The 14370-nt window shown below is 58.4% G+C and carries 13 protein-coding genes; 7 read left to right on the top strand and 6 right to left on the bottom strand.

Going from position 1 to position 14370, the window contains the following annotated elements; translation table 11 throughout:
- Positions 1–135: 135 nt before the first annotated feature.
- From kdpE to kdpF, 6 genes are read right to left on the bottom strand one after another with little or no spacing between them, the layout of a single operon-like run.
- Positions 136–813: a two-component system response regulator KdpE gene (gene kdpE, locus KGP25_RS06695; protein ID WP_126534602.1), complete on the bottom strand. Its 678-nt coding sequence runs from the start codon at positions 811–813 to the stop codon at positions 136–138.
- Positions 810–3497 (bottom strand): two-component system sensor histidine kinase KdpD, encoded by a 2688-nt coding sequence (kdpD, locus tag KGP25_RS06700; RefSeq protein ID WP_223540152.1) that lies wholly within the window; start codon positions 3495–3497, stop codon positions 810–812. Before kdpD ends, kdpE begins: the two co-directional genes overlap by 4 nt.
- Positions 3498–4073 (bottom strand): potassium-transporting ATPase subunit KdpC, encoded by a 576-nt coding sequence (kdpC, locus tag KGP25_RS06705; protein WP_223540153.1) that lies wholly within the window; start codon positions 4071–4073, stop codon positions 3498–3500. It abuts the gene before it with no gap.
- Positions 4074–4085: 12 nt separating this feature from the next.
- Positions 4086–6134: a potassium-transporting ATPase subunit KdpB gene (gene kdpB, locus KGP25_RS06710; RefSeq protein ID WP_008501077.1), complete on the bottom strand. Its 2049-nt coding sequence runs from the start codon at positions 6132–6134 to the stop codon at positions 4086–4088.
- An 18-nt stretch (positions 6135–6152) separates the two neighbouring features.
- Positions 6153–7832, bottom strand: coding sequence for a potassium-transporting ATPase subunit KdpA (kdpA, locus tag KGP25_RS06715; protein WP_223540154.1), 1680 nt, complete (start codon positions 7830–7832; stop codon positions 6153–6155).
- On the bottom strand, positions 7832–7921 hold the full coding sequence (gene kdpF, locus KGP25_RS06720) for a K(+)-transporting ATPase subunit F (RefSeq protein ID WP_014069365.1): 90 nt from the start codon (positions 7919–7921) through the stop codon (positions 7832–7834). The genes kdpA and kdpF overlap by 1 nt, the downstream gene beginning before the upstream one ends.
- 309 nt (positions 7922–8230) lie before the next feature.
- Between kdpF and KGP25_RS06725 the strand changes: the two genes are divergently transcribed.
- From KGP25_RS06725 to nei, 7 genes are all read left to right on the top strand, one after another.
- Complete coding sequence (locus KGP25_RS06725) at positions 8231–8437, top strand: YbfA family protein (protein ID WP_008501079.1); 207 nt, start codon at positions 8231–8233, stop codon at positions 8435–8437.
- A 592-nt stretch (positions 8438–9029) separates the two neighbouring features.
- Positions 9030–10442, top strand: a complete 1413-nt coding sequence (gene phrB / locus KGP25_RS06730; RefSeq protein WP_063621163.1) for a deoxyribodipyrimidine photo-lyase — start codon at positions 9030–9032, stop codon at positions 10440–10442.
- A 10-nt stretch (positions 10443–10452) separates the two neighbouring features.
- Complete coding sequence (locus KGP25_RS06735; protein WP_045909572.1) at positions 10453–11196, top strand: type 2 GTP cyclohydrolase I; 744 nt, start codon at positions 10453–10455, stop codon at positions 11194–11196.
- Positions 11197–11210: 14 nt separating this feature from the next.
- The gene (gene pxpB / locus KGP25_RS06740) at positions 11211–11867 is read left to right on the top strand and encodes a 5-oxoprolinase subunit PxpB (RefSeq protein ID WP_028015941.1); all 657 of its coding nucleotides are present in this window, start codon (positions 11211–11213) and stop codon (positions 11865–11867) included.
- A complete protein-coding gene (gene pxpC / locus KGP25_RS06745) occupies positions 11861–12793 on the top strand; it encodes a 5-oxoprolinase subunit PxpC (RefSeq protein ID WP_048026969.1) in 933 nt (310 codons plus the stop codon). The genes pxpB and pxpC overlap by 7 nt, the downstream gene beginning before the upstream one ends.
- Positions 12780–13520 carry a 5-oxoprolinase subunit PxpA gene (gene pxpA, locus KGP25_RS06750; RefSeq protein WP_167212211.1) on the top strand — a complete coding sequence of 247 codons (741 nt, stop codon included), beginning with the start codon at positions 12780–12782 and terminating at the stop codon, positions 13518–13520. Before pxpC ends, pxpA begins: the two co-directional genes overlap by 14 nt.
- An 18-nt stretch (positions 13521–13538) precedes the next feature.
- Positions 13539–14330 carry an endonuclease VIII gene (gene nei, locus KGP25_RS06755; RefSeq protein ID WP_223540155.1) on the top strand — a complete coding sequence of 264 codons (792 nt, stop codon included), beginning with the start codon at positions 13539–13541 and terminating at the stop codon, positions 14328–14330.
- The last annotated feature ends 40 nt before the right edge of the window (positions 14331–14370 follow it).

Consider the following 14370-nt stretch of genomic DNA (forward strand, 5'->3'; position numbering starts at 1 on the left):
TTATCGATGAGTTAACATGATGTTTTGTCAATGTTTTAAATGGGCATAAATAATCCGAAAAAACACTGACTGGATTATTTTTGACATATTTTCTGAGAGGTTTAGATTCTATTTAAAAATAAAATGAATACTTATTCAGAGCATAAACCGATAACCGATACCGGTTTCAGTTAATAAATGGCGAGGGCGAGCGGGGTCGACTTCGAGTTTCTGACGAAGATGGCCCATATATATGCGTAAATAGTGACTATGTTCCACGGCGTTGGGTCCCCACACCTGACTTAACAGCTGGCGCTGGGTGAGAACCTTGCCGTGATTGTTAAGCAGCACGGCGAGCAGGCGAAATTCAATGGGCGTGAGGTGAATTTCCTCTTCGCCGCGCAAAATGCGCCGCGCGGCCAGGTCAACCCGGATATCCCCAAACGTGTAGGTTGGATCGGCAGGCGTGGTGGCGCTGTGGCGACGCAGCGCCACGCGAAGGCGAGCCTGTAGCTCGCCGATACCAAACGGTTTAATCAGATAGTCATCCGCCCCGGCATCCAGCGCGGCGATTTTATCCGTCTCTTCCGTACGGGCGGAGAGCACGAGGATCGGCATCTGGCTCCACTGCCGGACTTCACGAATAAAATCGATGCCGTCGCCGTCCGGGAGTCCAAGATCGAGGATCACCAGGTCCGGCTTGCGGGTGGCGGCTTCAATTAAACCCCGCTGAAGCGTACCCGCATCATGGACGCGCAGACCGTCTCCTTCCAGCGCAGCGCGCAGAAAACGGCTAATGGCGATCTCATCTTCAACAATCAGAACGTTGATCACAAATCCTCTGGTAATTCATTAAGTTCTGGCGGGGTTTCCAGAGGAAGTGTAACACAAAAACGTGCGCCGCCTTCGGGACGATTCTCTGCGGAAATGGACCCGCCGTGGACGTCAATGATTGCCTGGCATATTGCCAGCCCCAGCCCCACACCCGGAATGGCCGACTCCTTATTGCCGCGTGCAAATTTCTCGAAAATAGCCAACTCCTGCCCGGCTGGAATGCCGGGGCCGGTATCCCAGACGTTAAGGCGAAGCGTGCCATCTTCCACCGTCGCATCCACCCCAATCTGAGCACTGGCACCCGCATATTTGGCGGCATTTTCCAGCAGGTTGATCAGCACCCGCTCGAACAAGGGCCCATCAACGTGAATTAAGGTCAGGGGCTCGGGCATGTTCAGCGCAATATGCCGCCCGCCCAGGCCAGGCTCAAGCATTTTCAGCGCGCTGCCCACCACCTCTTCCAGCGTGAGCCACTCTTTTTTGAGGTTAAATCCGCCCGACTGGATACGCGCCATGTCGAGCAGGTTATTCACCAGGCGCGTGGTATTCAGCACGTGCTGGCGGATCTCGCTGGCCTGAAGGGCATGTTTAGAGCCTTCCGCCGCCAGGTCCAGCGTCAGAATTTCTGACTGACCAAACAGGACGGTGAGCGGGGTTCGCAGATCGTGAGACAGCGCTGCCAGCAGCGAGTTACGAATGCTTTCACGCTCGCTCGCCAGACGGGCCTGTTCCTCGCTGGCGGTGAGGGCCAGCCGCTCCAGCGCGCTGGCAACCAGCAGCGTGAATGTCTCCAGTAAACGCTGCTGTTCGGGGATCATCAGCTGGCGCAGGTTGGAAGGCTCCACGATGACCAGCCCCTGATTTTTATCGGCACTGCGCAGCGGCAGAATTTGATAGGGCACGCCGGGCAGGGTGTCTGTCCCTGCGCCCGCCGGTAAGCCTTTGTCAAAGCTCCAGCGCGCGATGGCTTCGTCCCAGGGGGTCATGCCTGTGGCCGACGTCAGCGGGCGCAGCTTGCCGTGTTCGTCCGGAAGTAAAATCAGGTTGCTGGCATGAAACGTCGAGCGGATAAACTGCTCGCTGGTCTGTACGATATCCAGCGGCGTGCGGCCCACCGCCAGCGATTTCGACATCTCATAGAGATGGCGCGTGCGCTGTTCGCGATAGCGGGCGATACGCGCCTGATAGCGCACGCCCGCCGTCAGATTCCCGATCACCAGCCCGACGGTGAGCATCACCGCAAAGGTGAGGATGTACTGTACGTCCGAGACGGCCAGCGTCCCGCGGGGGGCAATAAAGAACAGATCGAAGCTGATGACGTTAACAACCGTCGCCAGGACCGACGGCCAGCGCCCGTAAAAGAGCGCCACCACCACCACGCCCAGGAGGTAGATCATCACCAGGTTGGCGGCATCAAACGCAATCAGCCACTGGCTGGCAATCACGGTAATCAGGGCGCAGAGCACGACGGCGACAAGACAGCCGCGGAGCTGAATGCGCCATTTATCGCTGAAGGTGCGGCTGTCCGGCGCGCGATTGGGCAAGGGGGTAGGTTTGTCGTCCAGCGCCACGATCACCAGATCCAGATCCGGGGCACGACGGACCAGCTTGTCGGCAAAGGATTCGCGGCTAAACCAGCGGCGATGCTGGCGACGGCCGATGACAATTTTCCCCAGGTTATGCTCGCGCGCGTAGCGCAGAATGGCTTTATCTTCCTGCGGATCGGAAAGGGTGGCGGTTTCCGCGCCGAGCTCCTGCGCCAGGCGCAGCGAACTCAGGATCGCGCGACGCTGGTTTTCGGGCAGCGCGTGCAGCTGCGGCGTTTCGACATACACCGCATGCCAGACGCTGCCAAATTTGGCCGCCAGGCGCGCGGCGGTGCGGACAAGTTTTTCGTTGCCGCTGCCGTGACCGACACACAGCAGGATAGCATCCCGCGTGTGCCAGACGCGTTCCTGGCCCTGCAGGTCGCGCCAGGCGCGCATCTGATCGTCCACCCGGTCGGCGGTTCGGCGCAGGGCCAGCTCGCGCAGGGCAATCAGGTTGCCTTTGCGGAAGAAATGTTCGATGGCGCGCTCGGCCTGGCCGGCGATATACACTTTGCCTTCGTGCAGGCGCTGGCGCAAATCATCGGGCGGCAGGTCGACCAGCACCACCTCGTCCGCGGAATCAAAGAAGGGGTCGGGCACCGTCTCGCGTACCTGAATGCCGGTCACGCCGCTGACCACGTCGTTCAGGCTTTCGAGATGCTGAACGTTAACCGTGGTGAACACATCGATACCGGCTTCAAGTAATTCTTCAACATCCTGCCAGCGTTTTGGATGGCGTGAGCCAGGCGCATTGCTGTGCGCCAGCTCGTCCATCAGGATAAGCGCGGGACGGCGGGCGAGGGCGGCATCGAGATCGAATTCAGTGACTAACCGACCGCGATGGCTGATGCGGCGGGGCGGCTGGGTAGCCAGCCCCTTCAGCAGTGATGCTGTCTCTTTACGTCCGTGGGTTTCAACCACGCCGATCAGAATATCGAGCCCCTGCGCCCGAAGCCGCTGGGCTTCCGTCAACATGGCGAAGGTTTTCCCGACGCCCGCGCAGGCGCCGAAGAAAATTTTCAGTTTGCCGCGATGGGCTTCAGCTGTTTGTTCGAGCAGCCTGTCCGGATCCGGGCGCATGGGCTCGTCGGTCATTTAGTTTTTCCTTAGCGCGTCCAGCGCCAGATTCAACTCAACAATATTTACCACAGGCATGCCGATGAAGCTGACCAGCGGCTTTTGCGTGTGCTCTGCCACAAGCCTGCTCACCTGTTCGACGGTCAGCTGACGGGCAGCGGCAACGCGCGGGATCTGCCATGCCACCGCTGCCGGCGTCAGGCTGTAGTCCAGCCCGCTGGCCGAGGCGGTCACCAGCTCCACGGGAACGTCACGGCTGGCCTGCGGATTCGCGGCGCGCAGGGCTGTTACGCGCTCAGCGACGGCTTTGTCCAGCTCGGGGTTGCTGCCCGCCAGGTTGCTGCCGCCGGATGCCATCGGATTATACGGGCTTTCGGCAGTGGCGGAAGGGCGTCCCTGGAAGTAGCGGGCATCCGTAAAGTTCTGACCAATCAGACGAGAGCCGCGGTTTTCACCATTTTGCAGTATCAGCGAGCCGTTAGCCTGATCCTTAAACCACCACTGGCCCAGCGCGGTGGTCACCAGCGGGTACAGCCCGCCGGTAATGAGAGACAGCAGAATAAACAGAAGTATAGCGGGGCGTAACATGGTCATTTGATTCACCTTTTAAACCAGGCCGAACAGCGTCAACAGCAGGTCGATAACCTTGATACCGACGAAGGGCACCACCAGCCCGCCCAGGCCATAAATCCACAGGTTACGGCGCAGCATGGCGGCCGCCGTGAGCGGCTTATAGCTCACGCCCTTCAGCGCCAGCGGGATCAGGAAGACAATAATCAGGGCGTTAAAGATGACTGCGCTCAGAATGGCCGAGGCCGGAGAGTGCAGGTGCATCACGTTCAGGGCATTTAATTGCGGATAGGTCGCGGCAAACGCGGCCGGAATGATGGCGAAATACTTCGCCACGTCGTTGGCGATACTGAACGTGGTCAGTGAACCGCGCGTCATCAGCATCTGCTTGCCGATGTGCACCACTTCAATCAGCTTGGTCGGGTTAGAGTCGAGGTCGACCATGTTGCCCGCCTCTTTTGCTGCCTGGGTACCGGAGTTCATCGCCACCGCCACGTCGGCCTGTGCCAGGGCAGGGGCATCGTTGGTTCCGTCGCCGGTCATCGCCACCAGACGGCCTTCCGCCTGATACTGACGAATCAGTGCCAGCTTGGCTTCCGGGGTGGCTTCGGAAAGGAAATCATCCACACCCGCTTCGGCAGCAATCGCCGCGGCGGTAAGACGGTTATCCCCAGTGATCATCACCGTTTTGATCCCCATCTTACGCAGTTGGGCAAAGCGCTCCTTGATACCGCCTTTGACGATATCCTTCAGGGCAATGACCCCGAGCACGCGCGCGCCTTCGGCCACCACCAGCGGCGTCGCCCCCTGACGGGCCACGCTTTCGACCAGGCTGTCCACTTCCGGCGGGAAATGACCGTTGTTGGCCTCAATGTGGCGGCGGATGGCGTCAACCGAACCTTTACGGATCATGCGATCCTGGATATTGATGCCGCTCATGCGGGTTTGCGCCGTAAAGGGCACGAAAGTGGCGTGCAGGCTCTGAACGTCGCGCTGGCGCAGGTTAAAGCGCTGCTTGGCGAGGATCACAATACTGCGGCCTTCCGGGGTTTCATCGGCAAGCGATGAGAGCTGGGCGGCATCCGCCAGCGTTTTTTCATCCACCCCCGGGGCGGGTAAGAAATCCGACGCCTGGCGGTTACCGAGGGTAATGGTGCCGGTTTTATCCAGCAGCAACACATCCACGTCACCGGCGGCTTCTACCGCGCGCCCGCTGGTGGCGATGACGTTGGCACCGAGCATACGGCTCATGCCGGCCACGCCGATGGCCGACAGCAGGCCGCCGATGGTGGTGGGGATCAGACAAACCAGCAGCGCCACCAGCACCGTGACGGTGACCGCGGTACCGCCATAGGCGGAGAACGGCCACAGCGTGGCGGTTGCCAGCAGGAAGACAATGGTCAGGGCCACCAGCAGGATGGTCAGGGCAATCTCGTTTGGCGTTTTACGGCGCTGTGCGCCTTCCACCATGGCGATCATCCGGTCGAGGAAGGTTTCACCCGGGTTAACGCTGCACTGGATCACCAGCCAGTCGGAGAGAATGCGCGTCCCGCCCGTCACGGAGGCGAAATCGCCGCCGGACTCACGGATCACCGGCGCGGATTCGCCAGTGATGGCGCTTTCATCCACCGATGCGCCCCCTTCAATGACTTCGCCGTCGCAAGGGATGATGTCACCGGCTTCCACCAGCACCACATCGCCTTTACGCAGTTCATCCGCCGGAACGTGGTCCATCTGGGCACCGTATTTCGGCTCACGTAACTTGCGCGCGAAGGCGGTTTTTTTCACCCCTTTCAGGCTGTTGGCCTGGGCTTTGCTCCGGCCTTCCGCCAGCGCTTCCGCAAAGTTGGCGAACAGCACGGTAAACCACAGCCACAGGCTGATGGCGCCGGTAAACATCGCATTTCCCGGCATATGGCCCGTTCCCATGGCAATCGCCAGGGCGGTGGTCAGGACGCTTCCCGCCCAGACGATAAACATCACCGGGTTGTGCCACTGCACGCGCGGGCTCAGCTTTTTCACCGCATCCATGAGCGCCTGGCGAACTAATGACGGTTCGAACAGGGCCAGTTGTTTACGACTCATGACAATTTCTCCGCAAAATCAGCGTAAAGAGAGGTATTCCGCGACCGGGCCTAACGCGAGGGCGGGGATAAAGGTCAGGGCGCCGACCAGCAACACGGTGCCCGTCAGCAGACCGATAAACAGCGCGCCGTGGGTCGGTAATGTCCCGGTAGTGGTCAGTTGGATTTTTTTGTTCACCAGCGATCCGGCTATCGCCATAACCGGCACAATGATCCCGAAGCGGCCCACGAACATGCAGAACGCCAGCAGACAGTTCCAGAATGGAGAGTTGGCACTTAAGCCTGCAAAGGCGCTGCCGTTGTTGTTGGCGGCAGAGGAGACGGCATACAGCACTTCACTAAAACCGTGAATGCCGGGGTTAAAGATGCCGCTGCGTCCGGCCTCGGTCATCAGCGCCAGCGCGGTGCCGAGCAGCACGAGAGCCGGGGTGACCAGGATTGCCAGCGCGGTTAATTTCATCTCGCGTACGTCGATTTTTTTACCCAGATATTCCGGGGTGCGGCCAATCATCAGACCGGCAATAAACACCGCCAGCAGCACGAACAGCAGCATACCGTAAAGACCGGAGCCCACGCCGCCAAACACCACCTCGCCAATCTGCATCAGCCACATCGGGATCATGCCGCCCAGCGCCGTAAAGGAATCATGCATGGCATTGACGGCCCCGCACGACGCTGCCGTGGTGACCACCGCATACAGGCTGCTGGCGAGAATGCCAAAGCGGCTCTCTTTACCTTCCATATTGATTGCACTATCGGCCCCGAGTGAGAGGAAGTGCGGATTACCCTGCCATTCGGCCCACATCACCAGTGCAACACAGACCACAAAGATAAGCGACATGGTCCAGAGCAGGGTACGCCCCTGACGGCGATCGTTAACCACGTCGCCAAAGGCAAAGCAGAGCGCGGCGGGGATCAGGAAAATCGCCAGCATCTGCACAAAATTGGTCAGGGCGGTAGGGTTTTCAAACGGGTGCGAGGAGTTGGCGTTGAAGAAGCCGCCACCGTTCGTCCCGAGCATTTTGATGGCTTCCTGCGACGCCACTGGCCCCATCGGCAGGAGCTGTTTTGCGCCTTCCAGCGAGGTATAAGGTGCGTAAGGCAGCAGGTTTTGCAGGCTGCCCTGCTGAATGAAGAACAGCGCGATCAGCAGCGCAATCGGCAGCAGGATCCACAGCGTAATGCGCGTCAGGTCTACCCATGCGTTACCTAACGTACTCACTTTCTGACGTGCAAACGCACGCGTCAGCGCGAAGATCACCGCAATACCGCTGGCGGCAGAGAGGAAGTTCTGCACGGTTAATCCGACCATCTGGCTGAAGTAGCTGAGCGTGGTTTCACCGGAATAGGACTGCCAGTTGGTGTTGGTGACAAAACTGACTGCCGTGTTCAGCGCAAGATGCCAGGACAGGCCCGGTAATTGTTGCGGATTCAGCGGCAGGATACCCTGCAACATCAGCATGGCGAAAAGCGCAATGAGTCCGACAATGTTCAGCAGCAGAATGGCGATCAGATAGTCACGCCAGTTCATCTCCCGATCGTCTACACCCAGTACGCGCCAGATCCCTTTTTCAACGCTTCCCGTGCCGGGCAGGGGAACGTTATTGATCAGCCGTGCCAGCCCCGAGCCCAGTGGCCTTGCCAGGACGAACAACACCACTAGGAAACTGGCAATAAGCAAAAACGCCTGAGCAGCCATCAGAATGCCTCCGCATTAATCAGGGCATAAACCAGATAACCCAATAACAGGAACACCAGCACGATGCCGGCAATAAGACCTGCACTCACAATCCACCTCCGGGTGACTTTTGTTGTTGTGCTAACGGTAGGATTTATGGCGCAAAGATTTCGCAAAAATGAGAAGGGCGGGTGTAAAAAAAGTATAAAAATGGCAAAGCCCACAATTTAACTATTGATAAGTAAATCGTTAACTTTTTTGTAACTTAATTACGGCGTGAATGTAAATTTTGGCTAAACGGACGAAAATAAGTGGTCGGATGAGTAGTAAAATTACAAACAAAGCGATATTATTTTAGCCAGGTCACAGATTTTGAATTTTCCGGATGACGTTTCCGGCCAACTATAGGGGAGAAAAATATGGATCTTTATAAAGAGTTTCCGGCTCATATCGTGTTCATGCGCCGCGCTTTCGCCGTAGTGGCTGGCGTGCTGGCTCTGCCGGTGATGCTGTTCTGGAAAGATCGTGCACGTTTTTATAGCTATCTGCACCGCGTCTGGGCGAAAACCAGCGAGAAGCCGGTATGGATGGATCAGGCCGAGAAAGCGACCTGCGACTTCTACTAAGACGACACACAGCAATAAAAAAACCGCCAACAGTAATGTGGCGGTTTTTTTGTCCCTCCGGATTCGCGGTCCGTTGGGTGGTCTTGCAGCCCCTACCCGGGATTTTTATCATACCCTCCTGTAAGCAGATGGCAATCCCTCGAAGCCTTTATAAAATCCTAATTTTCTTCGAGTATCTTACCTTTGCAGCGGATGTTCATTATGATGCGGCGTCCCTTTCCGCCATCTCGCAAATGGGCATCGGTCCTGGGAAAGGTACTTTTACTGCCGTAAAGCAGCCCGCCTACCCGGGCTTGTGTCCACCGACTTATCACCGGTGGTGAACGGTGGAGCGGTTAGCAGCAGGGACCGCATAATGAAACGCTATTTTTGCATCGCGTTCATTGTCGCCAGCGTATTCGTTGTCAAAAGTGATGAACCGATCGGGTTTGTTGCATTTAGCACGATAGCGCAGGACAAGTAGCGTTAAGGCCGCCTTGGGCGGCCTTTTTTATTTCATCCCGTCTACACTTCATGGCAAAGTAGTTCAATGCATGCTTTTTCCTTTTACGGCATGCCCTTACGGACATAATGGATATTTGCCTGGAGTTTTATGCCCACCCATCTGGTTTGGTTTCGCGCGGACCTGCGCGTACATGACAACATCGCCCTGGCGGCGGCCTGCCGCGCCAAAGACGCTAACGTACTGGCTCTGTTTGTGGCTACGCCCGAGCAGTGGCGGCAGCATGATATGGCGCCACGCCAGGCGGCCTTGCTGCGTGCGTATCTGACCGATCTGCAGCATTCGCTTGCCGGAAAAGGCATACCGCTGATTTATAAAGAGGTAAGTGATTTTGCCGCACAGCTGCAGACGGTGCAGGAGACCTGTAAGCAGCACAACGTCACGCATCTTTTTTACAACTATCAGTACGAATTCAACGAGCAGCAGCGCGACCGTCAGCTGGAGAAGATGCTGGAGGATGTGGTCTGTGAAGGATTTGATGACAGCGTGATGCTGGCGCCGGGCAGCGTGATGACCGGCAACCGTGAGATGTATAAAGTTTTCACTCCGTTTAAAAATGCCTTTATCAAGCGTCTGAAAGAGTCGCTGCCGGAGTGCGTTGCCGCGCCTGCCGCGAGGGGCGAACCCCTGAAGGACCTGTCTGAACTGACGTTTGACTACCCTCAGGAGCCGTTTGATAAAGCGCTGTTCCCCGCCGATGAAAAAGCGGCCATCGCGCAGCTCCGCCAGTTCTGTAAACAGGACGCGGCCAACTACGACGCGCGGCGGGATTTTCCGGCCATCGAGGGCACCAGCCGCCTGTCGGCCTGTCTGGCGCTGGGCGCGATCTCTCCTCGCCAGTGTTTACACCGTCTTCTGGCCGAGCAGCCGCAGGCGCTGGATGGAGGCACCGGTTCTGTCTGGCTGAACGAGCTTATCTGGCGTGAGTTCTACCGCCATCTGATGACGTATCATCCCGATCTCTGTAAGCATCGTCCGTTCATTCCCTGGACCGACAACGTAAAATGGCAGCATGATGAGGCACTTTTACAGGCCTGGAAAAAAGGGGAGACGGGCTATCCGATTGTTGATGCCGCGATGCGTCAGCTCAATGAGACGGGGTGGATGCACAACCGCCTGCGAATGATTACCGCGAGTTTTCTGGTGAAGGATCTGCTTATCGACTGGCGTATCGGAGAGCGCTATTTTATTTCTCAGCTGATCGACGGCGATCTCGCCGCGAATAACGGCGGCTGGCAGTGGGCGGCCTCTACGGGCACCGATGCGGCTCCCTATTTCCGGATTTTTAATCCAACCACTCAGGGACAAAAATTTGATGAGAACGGTGAGTTTATCCGCCGCTGGCTCCCTGAACTAAAAGAGATACCGGCTAAAGCGATCCACGAACCGTGGGCATGGGCGGATAAACAGCGTGTAAAACTGAATTATCCCCGTCCGATCGTCGACCATAAACAGGCGCGTGTCGCCACGCTGGCAGCGTACGAAGCGGCCCGCAAAGCATAAGAGAGTGATGATGAAAAACAGCGAACTGGAACGCCTGATTAACGAAAAACTCAATACTGCCTCCTTTAGCGACTACGGTCCAAATGGCCTGCAGGTAGAAGGGCGCGAAACGGTGCAGAAAATTATCACTGGCGTCACGGCAAGCCAGGCGCTGCTGGACGAGGCTGTCCGTCAGGAAGCCGATGCGGTGATTGTCCATCACGGTTACTTCTGGAAAAACGAATCACCGATTATTCGCGGCATGAAGCGCAACCGCCTGAAAACGTTGCTGGCAAATGACATCAACCTGTACGGTTACCACCTGCCGCTGGACGCGCACCCGGAGCTTGGCAACAACGTTCAGCTTGCCCGACTGTTGGGGATCACCGTAATGGGCGAAATCGAGCCACTGGTGCCGTGGGGCGAGCTAGCGATGCCGGTTCCGGGACTGGAGCTGGCCTCGTGGATTGAAGCGCGCCTGGGGCGTCGTCCGCTGTGGAGCGGCGATACCGGTCCGGATACGGTGAAGCGTGTTGCCTGGTGCACCGGGGGCGGGCAGGGCTTTATCGACAGCGCCGCGCGCTTCGGTGTCGATGCCTTTATCACCGGCGAGGTTTCCGAGCAGACCATTCATTCGGCACGTGAACAGGGGCTGCATTTCTACGCGGCCGGGCATCATGCCACCGAGCGCGGCGGTATTCGTGCCCTCAGCGAGTGGCTGACGGAAAATACCGATCTGGATGTAACCTTTATTGATATCCCTAATCCGGCCTGATGAGAGGTGCCTGAGTGCAGCGAGCGCGTTGTTATCTTCTGGGAGAAACGGCAGTGGTTCTGGAGCTCGAGCCGCCGGTGACCCTTGCCACGCAAAAGCGTATCTGGCGGCTAACCCAGCGTCTGGTCGAACTGCCGGACGTCGTTGAAGCCATTCCGGGGATGAATAACATCACGGTGGTGCTGCGTAGTCCGCATACGCTGGCGCTGGATGCCATTGAACGTTTACAGCGCTGGTGGGAAGAGAGCGAGGCGCTGGAACCGGAATCGCGTGCCATTGAGATCCCGGTCGTTTATGGCGGTACGGGGGGACCGGATCTTGGTGTGGTCGCAGATCACTGCGGGCTCACCGAAAAGCAGGTTGTTGAGCTGCACAGTTCGGTGGATTACGTCGTCTGGTTCCTGGGGTTCCAGCCCGGATTTCCGTATCTGGGGGGATTATCTCCCCGGCTGCATACGCCGCGCCGCGCTGAACCGCGCCTGAGCGTACCGGCGGGGACGGTCGCGATTGGTGGCGAGCAGACCGGCGTCTATCCGCTGGCTTCGCCCGGGGGATGGCAGCTTATTGGGCATACCGCCACCCCGTTATTTGACCCCGGGCTGGCGTCGCCAATACTCCTGCGCCCGGGCGATACCCTTCGCTTTATCCCGCAGAAGGAGGGGGTATGTTAACGCTTATTCGCGCCGGGCTTTATACCTCCGTACAGGATGCCGGCCGCTTTGGCATGCGCCAGTCGGGCGTGAGCTATTGTGGCGCGCTGGACCGTCCTGCGCTGGAAATCGCTAACGTGCTGGTGGGCAACCCCGGCAGCACGGCGGCGCTCGAAATTACGCTCGGCCAGTGTGTGATTGAGTTTGGTCAGGAGACCTGGTTCGCGCTCACCGGCGCAGGCTGTGATGCCACGCTGGACGGCAAAGCGGTGTGGACCGGCTGGCGTCTGCGGGCGAAAGCTGGACAGCGTCTGACCTTAAAACGTCCTTTGCACGGCGTACGTAGCTATCTCGCGGTGGCTGGCGGCATTGATGTGCCTGAGGTGCTGGGCTCATCCAGTACCGATCAGAAAGCCGGGATTGGTGGTCACGAAGGACGTTTGTTGCGCGATGGCGATCGCCTGGCGATTAAGCCCTCCTCGCGTCACTTCTCGACGGCGCAGGGGGTGAAACAACTTCTCTGGGGAAACCAGATCCGCGCCTTACCGGGGCCGGAATATCATGAGTTCGACGAGGCCTCCAAAGAGTCCTTCTGGCGCTCGCCGTGGAAGCTCAGTCCGCAGAGTAACCGTATGGGCTACCGCCTGCAGGGACAGCCGCTGATCCGGACGACCGACAGGGAACTGCTTTCCCACGGTTTACTGCCTGGGGTTATTCAGGTGCCGGGCAACGGGCAACCGATCGTGTTAATGAACGACGCGCAGACGACGGGCGGCTATCCGCGAATTGCCTGCATCATTGAAGCCGATCGCTACCATCTGGCGCAAATTCCCCTCGGACAGCCGATTCACTTTGTGCAGTGTTCGCTGGAGGAGGCGCTAAAGGCGCGGCAGGATCAGCAGCGCTATCTCGAACAGCTGGCGTGGAGGCTCGATGGTAAAGATTGATTTGAATGCCGATCTGGGCGAGGGCGGCAGCGCCGATGCGGCGCTGATGACGCTGGTCTCCTCGGTCAATATCGCCTGCGGCTTTCACGCGGGCGATGCGCAAACCATGCTAGAGAGCGTGCGTCATGCCATCAAAAATGGCGTGGCGATTGGCGCTCACCCGAGCTTCCCTGACCGGGAAAACTTTGGCCGCACCGCGATGGACCTGCCGCCTGAGACGGTCTACGCTCAGGTGCTCTACCAGATTGGCGCGCTGGAGGCGATGGTTCGCGCCGGGAAGGGCGTGCTGCGCCACGTGAAGCCGCACGGCATGCTCTATAACCAGGCGGCAAAAGATCCGGCGCTGGCGGAAGCGATTGCTCGTGCGGTACGCGATTGCAACCCGCAGCTGATCCTTGTGGGGCTGGCAGGCAGCGAGCTTATTCGCGCCGGCGAGCGTCTGGGGTTAACCACGCGGCAGGAGGTCTTTGCCGACCGGGGTTATCAACCCGATGGCAGTCTTGTACCGCGTACGCAAGCCGGTGCGTTGATAACGGACGAAGGTCAAGCGCTGGCGCAGACGCTGGAGATGGTGCGCGCCGGGCGAGTGACCGCCGTAGATGGCACATCGGCGCACGTTCAGGCTGATACGGTATGTTTACATGGTGATGGCGAGCATGCGCTCCAGTTCGCGCGCCGCTTGCGGGCAGCGTTCTCTGAAGAGGGCATTCTTGTCAGCGCAGACTAATCATGAAAGGACAGAAAAATGCCAGAAGGCCCGGAGATCCGCCGCGCGGCGGATAGCCTCGAGGCGGCGATAAAGAGCAAACCCCTGACGGAGGTCTGGTTTGCTTTTCCTCAACTGAAACCGTTTGAATCACAGCTGGTGGGGCAGTCGGTAACGCATATTGAAACGCGCGGCAAAGCGCTGCTCACGCATTTTTCCCATAACCTGACGTTATATAGCCATAACCAGCTTTACGGCGTCTGGCGCGTGGTGGAGGCGGGTGAACAGCCGCAGACTACCCGCGTGCTGCGCGTCAGGCTGCAAACGGCCGATAAGGCGATCCTGCTCTATAGCGCCTCTGATATCGAAATATTAACGCCGGAGCAACTCCTCACGCACCCGTTCCTACAGCGAGTGGGGCCGGACGTGCTGGATATGCGTCTGACGGCGAGCGATGTGAAGGCCCGACTGCTATCGCCCACATTCCGCAACCGGCAGTTTTCCGGCCTGTTTCTTGACCAGGCGTTTCTGGCCGGGCTTGGCAACTACCTGCGAGTGGAAATCCTCTGGGAAGTCGGGCTGGCGCCGCAGCATAAAGCCTCTCAGCTGAGCGATGAACAGCTGGAAGCGCTGTCCCACGCGCTGCTGGACATCCCGCGGCTGTCGTACAACACGCGCGGCATCGTAGATGAAAACAAGCACCACGGGGCGCTGTTCCGGTTCAAAGTGTTTCATCGGGCGGGGAAAAAGTGCGAGCGGTGCGGCGGCGTGATTGAGAAGGCTACGATCTCTTCCAGACCGTTTTACTGGTGTCCAGGGTGCCAGATGTAAAAAAGCCGGGTGGCGGCTACGCCTTACCCGGCCTACGTTT

This window comes from Enterobacter sp. JBIWA003 (assembly GCF_019968825.1).
In the GTDB taxonomy this organism is placed as follows: domain Bacteria; phylum Pseudomonadota; class Gammaproteobacteria; order Enterobacterales; family Enterobacteriaceae; genus Enterobacter; species Enterobacter quasiroggenkampii.